Origin of the sequence: Planomonospora sp. ID82291 (genome assembly GCF_015711645.1) — a bacterium.
Taxonomy (GTDB): Bacteria; Actinomycetota; Actinomycetes; order Streptosporangiales; family Streptosporangiaceae; genus Planomonospora.
Genome location: NZ_JABTEX010000001.1, coordinates 178728 through 195046, shown reverse-complemented (window position 1 = coordinate 195046; position 16319 = coordinate 178728). Strand labels below are relative to the sequence as shown.

The 16319-nt window shown below is 72.4% G+C and carries 15 protein-coding genes; 6 read left to right on the top strand and 9 right to left on the bottom strand.

The window, feature by feature from the left end; genetic code table 11:
- Positions 1–117 precede the first annotated feature (117 nt).
- From HS045_RS35725 to HS045_RS00835, 5 genes are all read right to left on the bottom strand, one after another.
- Entirely contained in the window at positions 118–1152 is a 1035-nt protein-coding gene (locus HS045_RS35725; RefSeq protein ID WP_196449268.1) for an ABC transporter ATP-binding protein, read from the bottom strand.
- A complete protein-coding gene (locus tag HS045_RS35720; protein WP_196449267.1) occupies positions 1149–2324 on the bottom strand; it encodes an ABC transporter ATP-binding protein in 1176 nt (391 codons plus the stop codon). The genes HS045_RS35725 and HS045_RS35720 overlap by 4 nt, the downstream gene beginning before the upstream one ends.
- Positions 2324–3304, bottom strand: coding sequence for an ABC transporter permease (locus HS045_RS00845; protein ID WP_196449266.1), 981 nt, complete (start codon positions 3302–3304; stop codon positions 2324–2326). Before HS045_RS00845 ends, HS045_RS35720 begins: the two co-directional genes overlap by 1 nt.
- Before the next feature lie 19 nt (positions 3305–3323).
- Positions 3324–4832, bottom strand: coding sequence for an ABC transporter permease (locus HS045_RS00840; protein ID WP_196449265.1), 1509 nt, complete (start codon positions 4830–4832; stop codon positions 3324–3326).
- Between the two features lie 144 nt (positions 4833–4976).
- Positions 4977–6686 (bottom strand): ABC transporter family substrate-binding protein, encoded by a 1710-nt coding sequence (locus HS045_RS00835; protein ID WP_307827337.1) that lies wholly within the window; start codon positions 6684–6686, stop codon positions 4977–4979.
- A gap of 604 nt (positions 6687–7290) precedes the next feature.
- On the opposite strand from HS045_RS00835, the gene HS045_RS00830 reads away from it, so the two are divergent.
- From HS045_RS00830 to HS045_RS00810, 5 genes are all read left to right on the top strand, one after another.
- A complete protein-coding gene (locus HS045_RS00830) occupies positions 7291–8082 on the top strand; it encodes a peptidyl-tRNA hydrolase (protein WP_307827336.1) in 792 nt (263 codons plus the stop codon).
- A 91-nt stretch (positions 8083–8173) separates the two neighbouring features.
- The gene (locus HS045_RS00825; protein WP_196449262.1) at positions 8174–9085 is read left to right on the top strand and encodes a hypothetical protein; all 912 of its coding nucleotides are present in this window, start codon (positions 8174–8176) and stop codon (positions 9083–9085) included.
- Between the two features lie 129 nt (positions 9086–9214).
- Entirely contained in the window at positions 9215–9808 is a 594-nt protein-coding gene (locus HS045_RS00820; protein ID WP_196449261.1) for a nucleoside triphosphate pyrophosphatase, read from the top strand.
- 38 nt (positions 9809–9846) lie between these two features.
- Positions 9847–10659 carry an EI24 domain-containing protein gene (locus tag HS045_RS00815; RefSeq protein ID WP_196449260.1) on the top strand — a complete coding sequence of 271 codons (813 nt, stop codon included), beginning with the start codon at positions 9847–9849 and terminating at the stop codon, positions 10657–10659.
- Positions 10660–10732: 73 nt separating this feature from the next.
- Positions 10733–11863: a DUF4192 domain-containing protein gene (locus HS045_RS00810; RefSeq protein WP_196449259.1), complete on the top strand. Its 1131-nt coding sequence runs from the start codon at positions 10733–10735 to the stop codon at positions 11861–11863.
- A gap of 4 nt (positions 11864–11867) precedes the next feature.
- On the opposite strand, the gene HS045_RS00805 is transcribed toward HS045_RS00810, so the two are convergent.
- Positions 11868–12206 (bottom strand): hypothetical protein, encoded by a 339-nt coding sequence (locus HS045_RS00805; protein ID WP_196449258.1) that lies wholly within the window; start codon positions 12204–12206, stop codon positions 11868–11870.
- A 231-nt stretch (positions 12207–12437) separates the two neighbouring features.
- On the opposite strand from HS045_RS00805, the gene HS045_RS00800 reads away from it, so the two are divergent.
- On the top strand, positions 12438–12989 hold the full coding sequence (locus HS045_RS00800) for a DUF1707 and DUF4870 domain-containing protein (RefSeq protein ID WP_307827335.1): 552 nt from the start codon (positions 12438–12440) through the stop codon (positions 12987–12989).
- A gap of 37 nt (positions 12990–13026) precedes the next feature.
- Here HS045_RS00800 and HS045_RS00795 read toward each other — a convergent pair whose 3' ends face one another.
- The 3 genes from HS045_RS00795 to HS045_RS00785 form a co-directional block, all read right to left on the bottom strand.
- The gene (locus tag HS045_RS00795; protein ID WP_196449257.1) at positions 13027–14553 is read right to left on the bottom strand and encodes an ATP-dependent DNA ligase; all 1527 of its coding nucleotides are present in this window, start codon (positions 14551–14553) and stop codon (positions 13027–13029) included.
- Positions 14554–14697: 144 nt separating this feature from the next.
- The gene (locus tag HS045_RS00790; RefSeq protein ID WP_196449256.1) at positions 14698–15072 is read right to left on the bottom strand and encodes an FKBP-type peptidyl-prolyl cis-trans isomerase; all 375 of its coding nucleotides are present in this window, start codon (positions 15070–15072) and stop codon (positions 14698–14700) included.
- Between the two features lie 232 nt (positions 15073–15304).
- Positions 15305–16315, bottom strand: a complete 1011-nt coding sequence (locus tag HS045_RS00785; RefSeq protein ID WP_196449255.1) for a LacI family DNA-binding transcriptional regulator — start codon at positions 16313–16315, stop codon at positions 15305–15307.
- Positions 16316–16319 lie beyond the last annotated feature (4 nt).

Below are 16319 nucleotides of genomic sequence, written 5' to 3'. Positions count from 1 at the left end.
CGACTCCGGGAAGCGGCCCGGAACGCGGGCGAGCCGTACGGAAGGCTCCCGTACGGCTCGATCCGGCGCGCCCGCGTGACGACCTGCGGAGACCCGCGGGCCTCCGCGACGGCGCGGTCAGCGGGCGGTGACCTCCGCGAAGTGGCAGGCCACCGGGTGGCCGTTGCCCCGGTCGACGAGGGCGGGCTCCTCGACCGAGCAGATCTCCTGGGCCTTCCAGCAGCGCGTGCGGAACCGGCAGCCGCTGGGCGGGTTGAGGGGGCTGGGCACGTCGCCGGTGAGGATGACGCGCTCGCGGGCGCGCTCCTCCTTCGGGTTGGCCATGGGGGCGGCCGAGAGCAGCGCCTGGGTGTAGGGGTGCGCGGGGCGGTCGTAGAGGTCGTCGCGGGGGCCGGTCTCGATGACCTTGCCCAGGTACATCACCGCGACCCGGTCGGAGATGTGGCGGACCACCGACAGGTCGTGCGCGATGAAGATGTAGGCCAGGCCGAGCCGCTCCTGCAGGTCCTCCAGCAGGTTCACCACGCCCGCCTGGACCGACACGTCCAGCGCCGAGACCGGCTCGTCCAGCACCAGCAGCTTCGGCTCCAGCGCCAGGGCGCGGGCGATGCCGACGCGCTGGCGCTGGCCGCCGGAGAACTCGTGCGGGTAGCGGTTGCCGTGCTCGGGGCTGAGCCCGACCAGGCGCAGCAGCTCCGCCACCTGCTCCGGGCCGCCGTCCTTCCAGCGCCCGTGGACCTTCAGCGGCTCGGCGACGATGTCGTTGACCGGCAGCTTCGGGTTGAGCGAGGCGTAGGGGTCCTGGAAGACGATCTGCATGTCCCGACGCACCGGCTGCAGCTGCTTGGCCGACAGGCCGACCAACTCCCGGCCCTGGAAGCGGACCGAGCCGGAGGTGGGCGTGTGCAGCTGGAGGATCGCGCGGCCCGTCGTGGACTTGCCGCAGCCGGACTCGCCCACCACGCCGAGGGTCTCGCCCTCGTCCACGTGCAGGGAGACCCCGCTGACGGCCTGGACCTGGGCCACCACCCGGCGCAGGAAACCGCCGCCGCGGACCGGGAAGTTCATCACCAGGTCCCTGACCTCGAGCAGGTGGTCGCCGGCGTCCGGCTCGCGCTGGGGCGCGGGCGTCTCGTGGGTCTTCACGCTCATGCCACGGTCTCGCTCTCGGTGCGGAAGAACTCGGTCGGGTCCTCGGCCGCGGCCAGCCTGTCCCAGTGGTGGCAGGCCGCGTAGTGCCCGCCGCCGTCGGTCTCGGCCAGCGGCGGCTCCTCGGTCCGGCAGACGTCCGTGGCGAGCGGGCAGCGCGGGGAGAAGGGGCAGCCGGTCGGCAGGTTGATCAGCGACGGCGGGGTGCCCTTGATCGGGCGGAGCCGGGCCGAGCCGCTGCCCTTGTCCAGCGAGGGGATCGAACCGAGCAGGCCCGCGGTGTACGGCATGCGGGGCTCTTCGAAGACCGAGTCGGTGTCGCCGAGCTCGACGGGCCGCCCGGCGTACATGACCAGGACCCGGTGGGCCATGCCCGCGATGACGCCCAGGTCGTGCGTGATCAGCACGATGGCGGCGTTGACCGCGTCCTTGACCTCCAGGAGCTTCTCCAGGATCTGCGCCTGGACGGTCACGTCGAGGGCCGTGGTCGGCTCGTCGGCGATGATCACGTCCGGGTTGTTGATGACCGCCATGGCGATCATCGCGCGCTGCCGCATGCCGCCGGAGAACTCGTGCGGGTAGCTGCGCAGCCGCGCCTCGGCCTGCGGGATGCCGACCAGGTCGAGCATCTCCTTGGCCCGGGCCAGGGCGGTCTTGCGCGGCATGAGCTCGTGGGCGAGCACCGCCTCGGCCAGCTGGTCGCCGATGGTGTGCACCGGGTTCAGCGCCGTCATCGGGTCCTGGAAGACCATGGCGATCTTCCGGCCGCGCAGGCCGCGCTGCCTGCGGGCGGACATCTTCAGCATGTCGTCGCCGCGGAAGAGGATCCGCCCCTTGACCCGGGCGCTCTTGGGCAGCAGGCCCATGACGGCCAGGGAGGAGACGGACTTGCCGGAGCCGGACTCGCCGACGATGCCCAGCACCTCGCGCTCGCGCAGGGTGTAGGAGACGCCGCGGACCGCGTGCACGAGGCCGTCCTCGGTGGGGAACTCCACGGTGAGGTTCTCGACCGTGAGGATCTCCTCCTCCGAGGGCGGGCGCACGGCGTCCAGGGTCAGGCCGACGTGCACCTCCTCGGCCGAGTCGAGCAGCTGGGAGGCCCCGGTGACGGGGTTGTCGAAGGCGTGCGGGTCGACCGCGTGGGGTTCGAGCGGCACGTTCGGAGGAGTCGTCATTAGGCACGCACCCGGGTCTGTCGGGGGTCGAAGGCGTCGCGCAGGCCGTCGCCGATGAAGTTGATGGAGAGCGCGATGGCGATGATGAAGATACCCGGCCACCAGAACAGCCAGGGACGGGTCACCATCGCGGTGCGGTACTCGTTGATCAACTGCCCGAGCGAGGTGTCCGGAGCCTGGACGCCCAGGCCGAGGAAGGACAGGGCGGACTCCAGCAGCACCGCGTTCGCGACCGACAGCGTCGCGGCGACGATGATCACGCCGACGGTGTTCGGCAGGATGTGCCGGAAGATGATCCGGCGGGCGGGGGTGCCGAGCGCGCGGGCCGCCTCCACGAACTCCTTCTCGCGCAGCGAGAGGAACTCGCCGCGGAGCAGCCGGGCCATGCTCGGCCAGATGACCAGGCCGATGAAGGTGCCCAGGAGCACGACGCCGCTGTCGCCGAAGCGGCGGCCGATGACGGCCGCGATCACCAGGACGGGGATGGTGATCATCACGTCGGTGAAGCGCATGAGGACGGACTCGGTCTTGCCCCGGTAGTAGCCGGCCACGGCGCCGATGAGCGTGCCGACCGAGGTGGCGACGATGGCGACCAGGAAGGCGACGATGATCGACTGCTGGGCTCCGCGCATGGTCTTGGCGAAGTAGTCGACGCCGATGTCGTCCTGGCCGAACGGGTGCTCGCCGAGGCCGATGCCCGAGCCGCCGAGGAACTCGGGGACCACGCTGAGCGTCGGCTTGCCCTGGTTCACCAGCGCTCCGGTGGCCAGGTAGCTCTTGTCCCACCAGCCGGGGATGCCCAGAAAGCCGATGGAGCTGAACGACAGGAGCAGCACGAAGCCGAAGATGATCATCCCGGCCAGGGCGGCGCGGTGCCGGAAGAAGCGGCGGCGGACCATCTGCGCCTGGGTACGGGCGACGATGGTCATCCCCTGGGCCGCTCCGGTGTCCGGCCCGGGTGCCTGCGCGCTGAGTGTCATGGGTGGTTCTCCGATGCTTTCACGACAGCCGGATGCGCGGGTCGAGGTAGGCGTAGAGGATGTCCGCGATCATGTTGCAGACGACGATCGCGGTCCCGGTGACGAGGAAGAACGCCATCACGGGTCCGGGGTCGACCTCGTTGAGCCCCTTGGTGAACAGGAAGCCCATGCCGCGCCAGCCGAACACGGTCTCGGTGACCACGGCGCCGCCGATCACTCCCGCGAAGTCGAAGGCCATCAGCGTGGTGATCGGGATGAGCCCGTTGCGGAAGGCGTGCTTGACCACGACGGTGCGCTCGGGCAGCCCCTTGGCGCGGGCGGTGCGGACGTAGTCCTGGTTCATGACCTCCAGCATGCTCGCCCGGCTGTAGCGGGTGTAGGTCGCCAGCGAGATCAGGATGAGCGCCAGGCTCGGCAGCAGCAGGTGGCCGGCCGAGTCGAGGTTCGTCTGCCAGAAGTCGCCGACGTAGTTGGGGGTGCGCGCGCCGATGGTGGAGATCGGGCGGCCCCGGACCGAGGCGCTGTAGGCGGGGAAGGCCTGGAGCATGCGGTCCAGGAAGACCATCCCGCCGGTGAACACGCCGGTCAGCACGGTGGCGGTGATCGCCTGGCGGCGCTGCAGCCCGCCGAGGGCGTGGCCCAGACCGGCGCAGACCGCGACGGTCAGCAGCAGCAGACCGCCGATCTCCAGCCAGGTCGGATCGACCAGCAGCGGCTTCAGCACCTGCGAGGACAGGGCTCCGATCACCGCCGCGCCGAGGGCCGCGTACAGCGGGCCCCGGTACTGCAGGCCGGCGGCCAGCGCGGTGAAGCCGACGGCGGCGGCCAGGCCGAAGGCGAGGATCAGCGGCAGACCGAGGCCGGGGGCGGCGAACCAGCGGGTCGCCGACAGGACCGTGAACAGCGTCCCGCTGACCAGGAGGCCGATGCCGAAGGCGGCCAGCCGCCGCCTGCGCTCTCCCACGGCGAGCGCGCCGAAGACCAGGCCGCCCAGGAGGGCCAGCACGCCGATGACGGTGGGCGGGATGACCGGGTCCTTCAGCCAGTTGTTGAACTCGATCGCCATGTACTGCTTGAGCATGACGGCGACCCAGAAAAGCGGTAGCGAGAAGCAGACGAAGGCTGCGAAGGTGACGGTGTAGTCGAAACCGCTGTACTGCCGGAGCGCGGAAGTGATGCCGATCACGATGCCGACGGTGATCGCCAGCACGGTCGCGGCGAGGACGAGCTGGAGCGTCGCGGAGAGCGCGTCGGCCAGCATCGTGGCGACGTCCTGGCCGTCGCGGTTCACACCGAGGTAGCCGCGGCCGAGGTTGCCGAGCCAGTTCAGGTAGCGCAGGGGGATCGGGAGGTCGAGCTGCATGCGCTCGCTCCGCTCCGCGATCTTCTGCGCCTTGTTGGGGCTGTTGTCCTGACGGAGGTCCTCTAGCGGGTCGCCGGCGAGCGCGGTGAGGCCGTAGATGATGAAGGTGGCCGCCAGGAGGACGAAGAACGAGATGACCAGTCTCCGCATGATGAAGACGATCACTTCGTCACCTCCCGTTCGTGAAAGAGGAGACTGCGTGGCTCAGGGCCGGGACCGAGACGGCTCGTGGCCTCCCGGTTCCGGCCCTGCGTGGGACGGCGTCCCGCCGGCCGGACGGCGCCGGCCGGCGGGGCGGGGGGAGAGCGGCTAGCTCATCGCCCACTGGTCCATGTTCCAGGCGATGCCGGCCTGGGTCGGGTTCGGGACGACACCGGTGACGCCCTCGGACCACGCGGTCAGGTTCGGGTTCTCGTAGAGCGGGATGGTGGCCAGGTCCTGCCACATGATCTTCTCGGCCTCGGCCAGCAGCGGGGTCTGGGCGGCCTTGTCGGTCGTGGCGTTGACCTTCTTCAGCAGCTCGTCCACCTTCTTGTTGGAGTAGCAGCCGTTGTTGTTGCCCTTGTTCTCGCTGTCGCACTTCTTGGGCGTGACGTAGGCCGAGGTGCTGTTGCTGACCAGGTCGGAGCCGATCCAGCCGAAGAGGGCGACGTCGTAGGTGTTGTTGGTCAGGCCGTTGCCGAAGAAGTCCTCGGCGCCGTTGTCCTTGATCTTGAAGCCGGCCTTGTTGCAGGAGTCGGCGATCAGCTGGACGACGGAGGTGCGGCGGGGGTTCGGGCTCTGGTAGCCGATCTTGACCTCGAGGCCGGTCTTGCCCGCCTTCTCCAGCAGCGCCTTGGCGCCCTCGATGTCGACCTGGTCGTACTTCTTCTCCTCGCCCCCGAGGCCGGCCACGATCTCGGGGTAGCTGGCCTGGGTGCTGGCGGTGATGCGGGCCTGCAGGATCTTCGCGTTCGGGTTCACCGGCTTGATCAGGTTGTCCACGATCAGCTGCCGGGGCACGCACTTGGCGAAGGCCTCGCGCAGGGTGCGGTCCTTGAAGGGGCTGGAGTCGAGGTTGAAGTCGAGGTGGTCGTAGAAGAACTGGTCGCCCGTCTTGACCGTCACGCCCTCAAGCGCGTTGAGCTGGTTGAGGACGTCCGGGCCCGGCTGCGGGTAGACGATGTTCACCTCGCCGTTCTGCAGCGCCTGCGCCTGCTGGTCCAGGGCGATGAAGCGCTCGACGACCGTCGGGGTCTTCGGCTTGGGGCCCCAGTACTTGTCGTTGGCGGCGAAGGTGAGCGACTGGCCGACGTCCCACTTGGCGAGCTTGTACGGGCCGGAGGAGGGGATCAGGTCCTCGCTGAGGAGCCCGCCCTTCATGACCCAGCCCTCGTTGTAGAACTTGATCGCCTCGGCGATCTTCTTGTCGTCGGCGGCCTTGACCGCGGCGATGAAGTCGTCCTCCGAGACGTTGCCCTTCTTCTCCACGACGTGGGCGGGCATGATCTGGCCCACGGAGTACAGGGCGCCGTGCCAGTCGGCGAACGGCTCGGAGTAGGTGTGCGTGATCTCCTTGCCGCCCTTCTCGCAGTTGGGCGTGTCGGTCAGCTCCCAGCCGGTGGTGCCGGCGGTGGAGAAGCCCTTGACCTTGCCCGAGTTCGCGGCCCAGGACAGCATCAGGTCGTCGCAGTCGATCGGCGTGCCGTCCGACCAGACGGCGGCGGCGTTGATCGTGTACTTGACCTTCAGGGGGTCGTCGGAGATCTTCTCGTAGGTGCCGAAGTTCGTGTCCGGGGTGACCGCGCCGTCGCCGCCGTAGTACCAGAAACCGGACAGCACACGCTGCAGGGGCCCGTTGTTGCGGGAGGCGTTCTCCGCGCCGGTGTTGCCGTTGTAGGAGCTGAACTCCTGGTCGAAGGCGTAGGTGATGGTCTGCGCCGCCGCGGGAGCCGAGGCCGCGCCCGAACCCGAGGCAGTGGGCGCGGTCGCCGAGTTCTCGCCCGCGCAGGCGCTCAGCAGGAGTGCACCTCCCGCCACTGCAGCTAGAAACTTGCCAGATGTCCGCGTATGGAACACGGCAGCACTCCTTAGGGATTCGATGTGAGAACAGCCGCCAGCATGATTGACCAACAGCTGACCACCAGGACTCGCACTCGGACAAGTGGGACTCGGGGTGTGTTGCAGACCTGAGACCGCTACCGCCCCAACCTGTAACAAAGCCGGGCGTGGGGCACAAAACCCTGAAATAAGTGACTTTCAGGAGGAACGTAGCCTTTGCCCGAATAATCCCAGTATATGGGATGACGGAGGGTAGTAGCCGGTGGCCACCCTGGACGGGAGAGGCGTCGGAGAATAGTATATTTTTCGGCCAAAGACCCGTTAGGCGGGATTTTTTACCACAGGGAGTGGTCGGCCAGGGGGAAGGGTCTCCTCGTTCTTCCCGCCCGAAAAGAGCCCGGCCCGGAGCGGACGCCGCGGATGCGGAGCCGTGCCCCGGCGATGTCCGCACCGGGAGGAGCGGGGCCCCGCCACCCGGTCCCGCGCCGGTCCCCGGAGGCCGATCCCCGGGGGAGGTCCCCGGGGGAGGTCCGCGGCGGGAGCGGACGCGATGCGGTGCTTCCGGGAGGGCATCCTTGGAGGCGTGAGCGAACGCGACGCGGTGGAGCAGAGGGTCCTTCCCCTGGTGGTGCGGATCGAGAGAGCCGCCCCGCCCGAGCGGACCGACGCGCTGGAGGCCGCCGCGCTGGCCGTCCTCGCCCTGCTCGGCGACGTCCGGGCGGCCGAGGGCGGCGAATGGGCCGAGGCGGTGCGGAGCTGGGAGCGCGGCAGGATCAGGAAGGTCGTACGGCGGGCCCGCGGAGCCGAGTGGCGGCGCGTGCTCGGACTGCCGGGCCTGACCGTCGCGCACGGCACCGCCGAGGTCCGGGTCCACCCGCCGGTCCCGCTGGACGCCTGGCCCCGGGAGCTGGCGCGGCTCCAGGTCTCCGGCACCGAACTGGCCGACTCCGCCGAACCCGGACCGCCGGGGGAGGAGGCGGTGCTCTGGATCAATCCGAGGCTCGGGATGTCGGCGGGCAAGGCCATGGCCCAGGCCGGGCACGCCGCCCAGTTCGCCTGGTGGGGGGCCGGCGAGGAGGCGCGGCGGGAGTGGCGGGAGCGGGGGTTCGCGCTCGCCGTGCGGACGGCCGACCCGGCGGACTGGGCGGTCCTGTCCGGCGGGGGTCTTCCGGTGGTCCGGGACGCGGGCTTCACCGAGATCGAGCCCGGCTCGTGCACCGTGGTCGCGGACGCCCCGTGGCTGCGCTCCGGAGGCTCCCGCCCGACCGGACGGGGCGCGGCCCCCGGACGGCCGGGACGGGAGGAGGGCGGGGCGGAGGCGGCTCCCGCGCCGGAATCGGAAGGCAAGCGGAACCTACTCGTTCCCGAAGTGTGATGGGTATCGCGGACGAGAAAAGAGGATTTGTCGTACGCTCCCGATCGTGCTCGATGGGTTGGGTGGTACTCCGGGGGCCCGGGAGACGGGTGTGACCCCCACATACGTGGCTGCCGAGGCGGAGACGTCCGAGCTGCCCAAGATCGTCGATGGGACGCCGCCCGTCCGCCCGGCATCACCGGTGAAGCGCTCCCGCATCGGCGACCTGCCGATGCGCGTGATCTACCGCGTCCTGGCGGGGGTGGCCGCGGTGGTGGTGGCCGCGGTCGCCGCCCTGGTCGGATTCACCTCCTCCGACTCCGCCGACCGGCCGGGTGAGGAGGCGCCGGGGCGGGTCGCCGCGCCATCCGCCGCGGCGCCCTCGCCCGGCCCCGCTTCGCCGCCGCCCTCCTCGGCGGCGACCCCCTCGCCCCTGGCGGCGACCGCCTCCCCCCGCCCGACGCCGGACGGCAGCGCCGTGACCGCCGCCCTGGCCGACCCCCGCGTGCCCGAGCGGCCGCGCGACAGGAAGCTCGCCCGGTTCCCCGGCAAGGCGCTGCCGTCGTCCAAGCGCCGCGTCGAGGACGAGCGGTCCGGCGTGTCGCTGGTCCGGCTGGGCAAGCCGTGGAAGACCTACGGCGCCTCGCCGTTCTCGACCAAGCAGGTGCTGCCGCCGGTGAAGGGCGCGGGGCACCGGGCGATGCTGGTCAGCTGCCCGGTGCCGATCGAGGCGCAGGCGGCCGTGAAGGACACCGCGATCCTGGCCGCACGCTGGACGCTCAACCACCACCCGAAGGGGAGCAGGATCCGCTGGAGCGCCTCCCAGCCGATCAAGGACGGCTGGCTGCTCGCCTACCGGGTGACGTACAAGGTGAAGGGCAAGAGCCGCTCCTCCATGGCCGCGGTGGCCCTGACCGAGACCGACCGGGCCAAGCCCGCCCTGGTCTTCGTGACGATCCCCGACGCCCAGCGCAAGCGCTGGCGCGACATCACCACCGCGGTCTCCTCCATCAGGCACCTGTAAGGGACCGCCCCGCTCGGCCCGCGCCCCGATCGGCCCGCGCGCGGCCCACGACCCGTCCGGCCACGTGCCGGTCCGTCGTCCTGCCGACCGGGGGAGCGGCAGGTGACCGGGCGCCGATAGGGTGGCGCCGTGACCCCGCTCGTGCTCGCCTCGGCCTCGCCCGCCCGCCTCGCCCTGCTCCGCAGCGCCGGGCTCGATCCCAAGGTGATCGTCAGCGGCGTGGACGAGGACGCCGTCACCGCGGACACCCCCGCCGGGCTCTGCCTCACCCTGGCCAGGACGAAGGCCGCGGCGGTGGCGCGGGACCTGGCCGGCCCCCTGGTGATCGGCTGCGACTCGGTGCTGGAGCTGGAGGGCAGGGCGTACGGCAAGCCGTCCTCGCCCGAGGACGCCGCGGCCCGCTGGCGGCACATGCGCGGCCGGAGCGGTCGCCTGCTCACCGGGCACTGCGTGATCGACACCGCCGCCGGCCGGGAGGCCGCCGAGGTCGGCGCCACGACGGTCCGCTTCGGCACCCCCAGCGACGCCGAGATCGACGCCTACGTGGCCACCGGCGAACCCCTGCGCGTCGCGGGCGCCTTCACCCTGGACGGTCCGGGCGGCTGGTTCGTCGAGGGCATCGACGGCGACCACGGCAACGTGCTGGGCATCTCCCTGCCGCTGCTGCGCCGCCTCCTCTCCGCCCTGGGGGTCTCCGTCCCCGACCTGTGGCGGCGCTCCTGATCCTCCGCCGGGCGGCGGATCCCGATAATCTTCGCGGCATGGGTGTAATCCGGTCCTTCACCGGCGGTATGGGATTCTTCCTCCAGGGACTGCGCTGGGTCGCGCGCAACCCGGGGTGGTGGCTGTTCGGCCTGGTCCCGGCGCTGATCGTGTTCGTGCTCTACGCCGTGGGGCTCTACTTCCTGGGAACGGGCGCCGGTGACCTGGCCGAGTGGTTGACGCCGTTCGCCGACGGCTGGAGCGCGGGACTCCGGGACACCTTCCGGATCCTGGTCGGCGTGGTGGTCTTCGGGGCGGGGCTCGTGCTGGCCGCGGTGACCTTCGCCGCGGTGACCCTGGTCGTCGGCGAGCCGTTCTACGAGAAGCTCTCGGAGCAGGTCGAGCGGACCTACGGGGAGGTGCCCACCGGACACGAGGTGCCGCTGTGGAGGTCGATCCCGCGGTCGATCAAGGACAGCCTGGTCACCCTCGGATACGTGCTGCTGTTCACGGTCCCGCTGTTCTTCCTGGGCTTCGTGCCGGTGATCGGGCAGACCGTGGTCCCGGTGCTGGGCGCCATGGTCTCGGGCTTCTTCCTCACGGTCGAGCTCACCGCCCTGGCCATGGAGCGCAGAGGCCTGGTCCGCAGGAGCCGGTTCGCGCTGCTCCGCGGCGACAAGGCGCTCGCCCTCGGCTTCGGGGTGCTGCTGTTCCTGCTCTTCCTCGTCCCGCTGGGCGCGGTGGTCGCCATGCCCGCCGCCGTCGCGGGTGCGGCCATCATGGTCCGCACCCGGCTGGCCCCCGGCGGGCCGCCCGCCGGAAACCCCCCTGCCGGGCCCTTCCCGCCGGGACCTCGTCCACAGGCGCGCTGACCCGCCGCCGGCTCGTCCACAGGGCCGGATCCGGGCGGGGAGCACCGGCCCGGATCCGGCGATGCTGTCGGCCATGACAACCGACACCCCGGCCTCGCCGGACCTCCCGGCCGGGCTGCCCGACCTGCTGCTCGGCTCCACCGAGGACGTCCTCGGCGCGGTGCCCTACCTGCTGGGCTTCCACCCCGCCGAGAGCCTCGTCGTGATCGGCCTGCGCGGCTCTCCGCCCAAGGGCCGCGTGCACCTCACCGTCCGGTGGGACCTGCCGCTGGCCGATCACGATCTCGGGCGGATCCTCCCGCTGCTCCGCAAGGAGGAGGTCACCCAGGTCATCGTCGCCGGATACGGTTCCGGCCCGCTGGTGACCCCCGCGGCGGACGCGGCCGTCGCCCTGTTCCGGGAGGGCGGGATCAGGCTGCTCGACGCGCTCCGGGTGGAGGAGGGCCGCTACTGGTCCTACGTCTGCCCGCGCACCGACTGCTGCCCGCCCTCCGGCGTGCCGTACGACCGCGAGGCCGGTGCGGTCGCGGTCCGGGCCGTCGCGCACGGGCTGGTGGCGCTGCCCGACCGCGAGACCCTGGAACGCTCGCTCGCGCCCGCCGCCGGAGCGGCCCGGGCGGCGATGCGCGGGGTCACCGGCCGCGTCGCGCGGGAACTGCGCCGGCGCATCGCCGGCTGCGCCGATCCCGACGGGTTCGCGGCGGAGTTCGTCGCCGACGGGACGGCCCGGGTGCGCGCGGCGATCGGGGTCTACGCCGCGGGCGGGCGGCTCGACGACGAGCAGGCGGCGCGGCTCGGGTTCGACCTGGCCGTGATCCGGATCCGGGACGAGGCGTGGGCGCTGATCACCGACGACGCCCGCGACGCCCACCGCAGGCTCTGGCAGGACCTCACCCGCAGGCTGGAGCCGAGGTTCGTGCCGCCGGCGGCGTCGCTGCTCGCCATGGTGGCCTGGCGCGACGGCGACTCCGCCCTGGCGGGCGTCGCCCTGGCCCGCGCGCACGAGGCCGATCCCGGTTACTCCATGGCCAACCTGCTCACCGACGCGCTGCGCTGCCTGCTCCCGCCGCACGCCCTCAAGGACAGGATGCCCAGCCCCGAGGAGCTGGACCTGCAGATGGGCGCGCCCCGGACCTCCTGGCTGCTGCCCATGGTCGTCCTGCTGGAGGAGCCGTCGGCGGACCCGGTCGGCCTGGCGGGATGAGGCCTCAGCCCTCTTCGCGCTTGCGGCGCTCGTTGTAGGCCCGCATACGGGGCGGATAACCGGTGAGCTGAACGTCGTAGACGGGCAGGGCGAGATCGCGGGCGACCTTGCGGATCACCGCGGGGGCGCCGACCCGGCGCCGGGTCCACTCACCGTCGTCGGCCACGGCCACGGCGGTGGTGTCGGTCGCGAAGGTCTCGGGTTCGACGTAGAACTCCACGCCGGGGCGCGACTTCGCGAAGGCGATGAGCGCCTCGATGTCGGCGTCGTTCGCCGCCCGATCGAACTTCGCGATCTTCGGCCCGCGCAGACGCCTCAAACCATAGCGATCCCGCCATCTCATGCCCCTTGTTATACCTCCCCCGACCCTTCCATGGTGAGGGCCAGGGGAACTCCAGGGGCGGCGTCAGGGGGAACCCCGATGCGCGGGACGGCGGCTCCCGACGAACATGGAGGTCACAAGCGCGACGAAGGGATGGTCGGTTCCATGGCGGGCACAGCGACACCACCGGTGAATCCGCGGCACGGGGGCGTGCCGGCGGCGGGGCCCGGGACCGGTCACGCCGGCCTCCGGGTGAGCAACCAGGACCGGGAGCAGGTGGTCGAGCACGTCAAGGCCGCCTACGCGGAGGGGCGGCTCGACAAGATCGAGTTCGACGACCGGCTGGAGCGGGCGATGACCGCCCGGGTCCACGGCGACCTCGTCCCCATCATGCAGGAGCTGTACGGCTCCCGCCCGCCCCTGCCCGCGCCCTACCCGCCGCAGATGCGCCCGGCACCGGGCCGGACGTGCCACGGGCGGCCGCAGGCGGAGACGGGCGGCGACCGGGTGGGCGCGGCCGCGGCGCACCTGCTCCCGCTGGCGGGCCTGTTCGTGCTGGGACCGCTCGTCATGCTGCTCGCGGCGGGCGGGACCTCCCCCTACATCCGCAGGCACGCCGTGGAGGCGCTGAACTTCCACCTGACCCTGATCGGCGCCACCATCGTGCTGGCGATCACGTTCGTGGGCGCCGTGCTGGTGCCGCTGATCTGGGTCGGCGGAGTGGTGCTGTCGGTCGTCGGCGGGCTGGCGGCGCTGGGCGACAGGGACTTCCGCTACCCGTTCACGCTGCGCCCGGTGAAGTGAGCGGCACGCCGACGCTCCTCCGGCGTGCGGACGGGCCTCAGAGCATCAGCGCGCGGACCGCGTCCACGGTGTCGGCCTGCTCCGGGGTCTTGTCGGGGCGGTAGCGGATGACCCGGGCGAAGCGCAGGGCCATGCCGCCGGGATAGCGGCTGGAGCGCTGGACCCCGTCGAAGGCGATCTCGACGACGAGCTCGGGCCGGACGGTGACCGTCCAGCCGTCGACCGGTCCGGCGGCGAGCGCCAGGAAGCGCTCGGTCTGCCAGGCGAGCAGCTCGTCGGTCAGGCCCTTGAAGGTCTTGCCGAGCATGACGAAACCGCCGCCGACCGGATCGCGGGCGCCCAGATGGAGGTTGGAGAGCCGCCCCTCCCGGCGGCCGCTGCCCCACTCGGCGGCCAGGACGACCAGGTCCAGTGTGTGGCGGGGCTTCACCTTGACCCAGCCCGCTCCGCGGCGGCCGGCGGCGTAGGGACTCTGCGGTGACTTCACCACCACGCCCTCGTGCCCCCGCCTGAGCGCCTCCTTGAAGAACGCCTCGCCCTCGGCGGCGTCGTCGGTGACCAGCCGGGGCGTGATCAGCTCCGCGGGCACGGCCCGGACGAGCTCCGTGTGGCGCGCCTCGTCAGGAAGGTCGAGGAGGTCGGCCCCTCCTGCCCGCAGCGCGTCGAAGAAGAACACGCTGAGCGGGGTCGACCGGCGGGCCCCGGCCACGTCGGCCCGGCTGGCCACCCGGCCGGAGGTGACCTGGAAGGGCTCCGGCCGGCCGTCCGGCCGCAGGGCGATGACCTCGCCGTCCAGGACGAGGTCGGTGGCGGGCAGCGCGCCGACCGCCTCGACCAGCTCGGGAACCTGGGCGGTGATGTCGTCCAGGGCCCGGGTGAAGACGGACACGGCCTCGCCGGACCGGTGGGCCTGGACCCGCACGCCGTCGAGCTTCCACTCGATCGCGGCCCGCCCGCCCACCCGTTCCAGCGCCGCGGTCACCGAGGCGGCGCTCTGCGCGAGCATCGGCGCGACCGGACGGCCCACCTCCAGCGTGAAGGAGCGCAGCGCCTCGACTCCGCCGGACAGCGCCGCCGCGCCCACGGCCGGCAGCCAGCCGCGCAGCGTCAGCGCGCGCCGGACCTCGGCGGCCGGTGCCCCCGAGGCCGTGGCGACGGCCTCGATCATCACTCCGTCGAGCGCGCCCTGACGGAGCTCGCCGCGGATGAGCCGGGACAGGAAGGTCTGCTCGGGACCGGTGAGCGCGGCGAACAGCTCGGCCAGCAGCGTCTTGCGCGCGGCCTGGGAACCGGGACCGGTCCGCGCCTTGACGCGGGTGAGGAGGGCGTCGACCTGCAGCAGGGTCGCGGTGGCGGCGAGCCGGGGTTCGGGGAGGTCGCGCAGGCCCGCCAGGCCGACGCCGAGCTGCCGCTGGGGCAGCTCGCCGGAGAGGTAGGCGATGGCGATCTCCGCCTCGTCCGGGCCGACCCGGCCGAGCAGCTCCGCGAGATGGCGGATCTTCGCCAGCCGGGCGGAGTCGGCGGCCACGGCCGCGGAGGTGCGCGCGAGATCGATCAACAGCACGCCGACAAGCCTACGAGGCCGCGGTGACATTCCGGCGGGGCGGGGAGCCTGCTCCGTGCCGCGGTTCGTGCCACAGTGCGTGCCGCGGTCCGGCCGGAGCCGCGGGGGGGGCCCCCCCCCCCGGGGGGCGCCCCGCCGGTCACCTCAGCGGACCCCGAGCAGGTCCACGACGAAGATGAGGGTCTCACCGGGCTTGATGCGGCTGCCCGCACCGCGGTTGCCGTAGCCCAGGTGCGGCGGGATGGTGAGACGGCGGCGACCGCCGACCTTCATGCCCGCGACGCCCTGGTCCCAGCCCGCGATGACCTGGCCCGCGCCGAGCGAGAACTCGAAGGTCTCCCCCCGGTTCCAGGAGGCGTCGAACTCCTCGCCGGTGGAGAAGGCGACACCGACGTAGTGCACGCTGACCTGGTGGCCCGGCTTGGCCTCCGGTCCGTCTCCCTCGACGACGTCGACGATCTGCAGTTCCTTGGGCGCCTCGCCCTCGGGGAAGTCGATCTCCGGCTTCTCCAGTGCCACGTGGTTTCTCCTTGATCTGGTGCGTGCCGGCCGATGCCCGACCGGCCGGACGACTCTACGGGGTCCGGGGCCCGCCGGGGGGCGAAGGGCACGGGTGGCCGCCGGAGAGGGGCCTTCCCGCGGCCCCGTGCCCGCCGTGCGGACCGCCGTGCGGTGCCCGCCGTACGGACCGTCGGACGGAACCCGTGCGGTGCCCGCCGGGCGGGTGCCGGGCCGGGCTGCGGAGGGGCCGTCAGGCGGAGTCGCGGACGACCAGCTCCGTGGGCAGGATCACCGGGGCGCCCGGATCCTGGCCCGAGGCGAGCGTGAGGACGAGCCTGGCCAGCTCCCGGCCCATCCGGTGGAGGGGCTGGCGGACCGTGGTGAGCGGCGGCTCGGCGTAGGAGGCGGCGGGCACGTCGTCGAAGCCGACCACGGCCACGTCGTGCGGCACGCGCCGCCCGGCCTGCCGCAGCACCTGCAGGGCGCCGAGCGCCATCATGTCGCTGGCGGCGAACACCGCGTCGAGCCCGGGATCGTCCCGCAGCAGCTGGCGCATGGCCGCGATGCCCGACTCCCGGGTGAAGTCGCCCACCGCGACGATGGAGCGCCGGTCGGAGCCGCGCAGCACGTTGCGGTAGCCGGTGAGCCGGTCGATCCCGGCGACCATGTCCTGCGGTCCGGCGATCGTGGCGATCCTGCGGCGGCCCGCCGTCACCAGGTGCTCCACGGCGCGCTCGGCGCCGCGGACGTTCTCCACGTCCACACAGGGCGGCGCGCCCCGCGCCCCGGCCGTCAGGGACCGCCCGCTGCACACCACGGGCACGCCCCGGCGGGCCAGTACGGCCGGCAGCGGATCGGCGCCGTGCATCGAGGCGACGATCACGCCGTCGAGGTGCCCGGCCGTGGCGTAGCGCTCGACCCGCTCCTGGCCGCGGGGCGAGCCGGCGAGCATGAGCACCAGGTGCTTGTCCGCGGCCTCCGTCTCCCGGCTGACGCCGCGGATGAGGCTGGGGAACATGGGGTCGTCGGAGAAGACCCGGGTGGGCGGCTCGGAGAAGACCAGCGCGACGGAGTCGGCCCGCCGGGTCGCCAGGCTGCGCGCCGCGAGGTTGGGGACGTAGCCCAGCTCCTCCACGGCGCGCAGCACCGCCGCGCGGATCTCCGGGGTGACGTGCGCCGAGCCGTTGACCACGCGGGAGACGGTGGCGCGGGAGACCCCCGCCCGCTCCGCCACCTTCTCCAGCGTCGGCCGGGCGGTCACCGGC

Bases quoted from the DNA above. Each gene is read 5' to 3' on its own strand.
- HS045_RS35725 (WP_196449268.1), bottom strand. From the start codon at position 1,152: ATGAGCGTGAAGACCCACGAGACGCCCGCGCCCCAGCGCGAGCCGGAC.
- HS045_RS35720 (WP_196449267.1), bottom strand. From the start codon at position 2,324: ATGACGACTCCTCCGAACGTGCCGCTCGAACCCCACGCGGTCGACCCG.
- HS045_RS00845 (WP_196449266.1), bottom strand. From the start codon at position 3,304: ATGACACTCAGCGCGCAGGCACCCGGGCCGGACACCGGAGCGGCCCAG.
- HS045_RS00815 (WP_196449260.1), top strand. From the start codon at position 9,847: ATGGGTGTAATCCGGTCCTTCACCGGCGGTATGGGATTCTTCCTCCAG.
- HS045_RS00810 (WP_196449259.1), top strand. From the start codon at position 10,733: ATGACAACCGACACCCCGGCCTCGCCGGACCTCCCGGCCGGGCTGCCC.
- HS045_RS00805 (WP_196449258.1), bottom strand. From the start codon at position 12,206: ATGAGATGGCGGGATCGCTATGGTTTGAGGCGTCTGCGCGGGCCGAAG.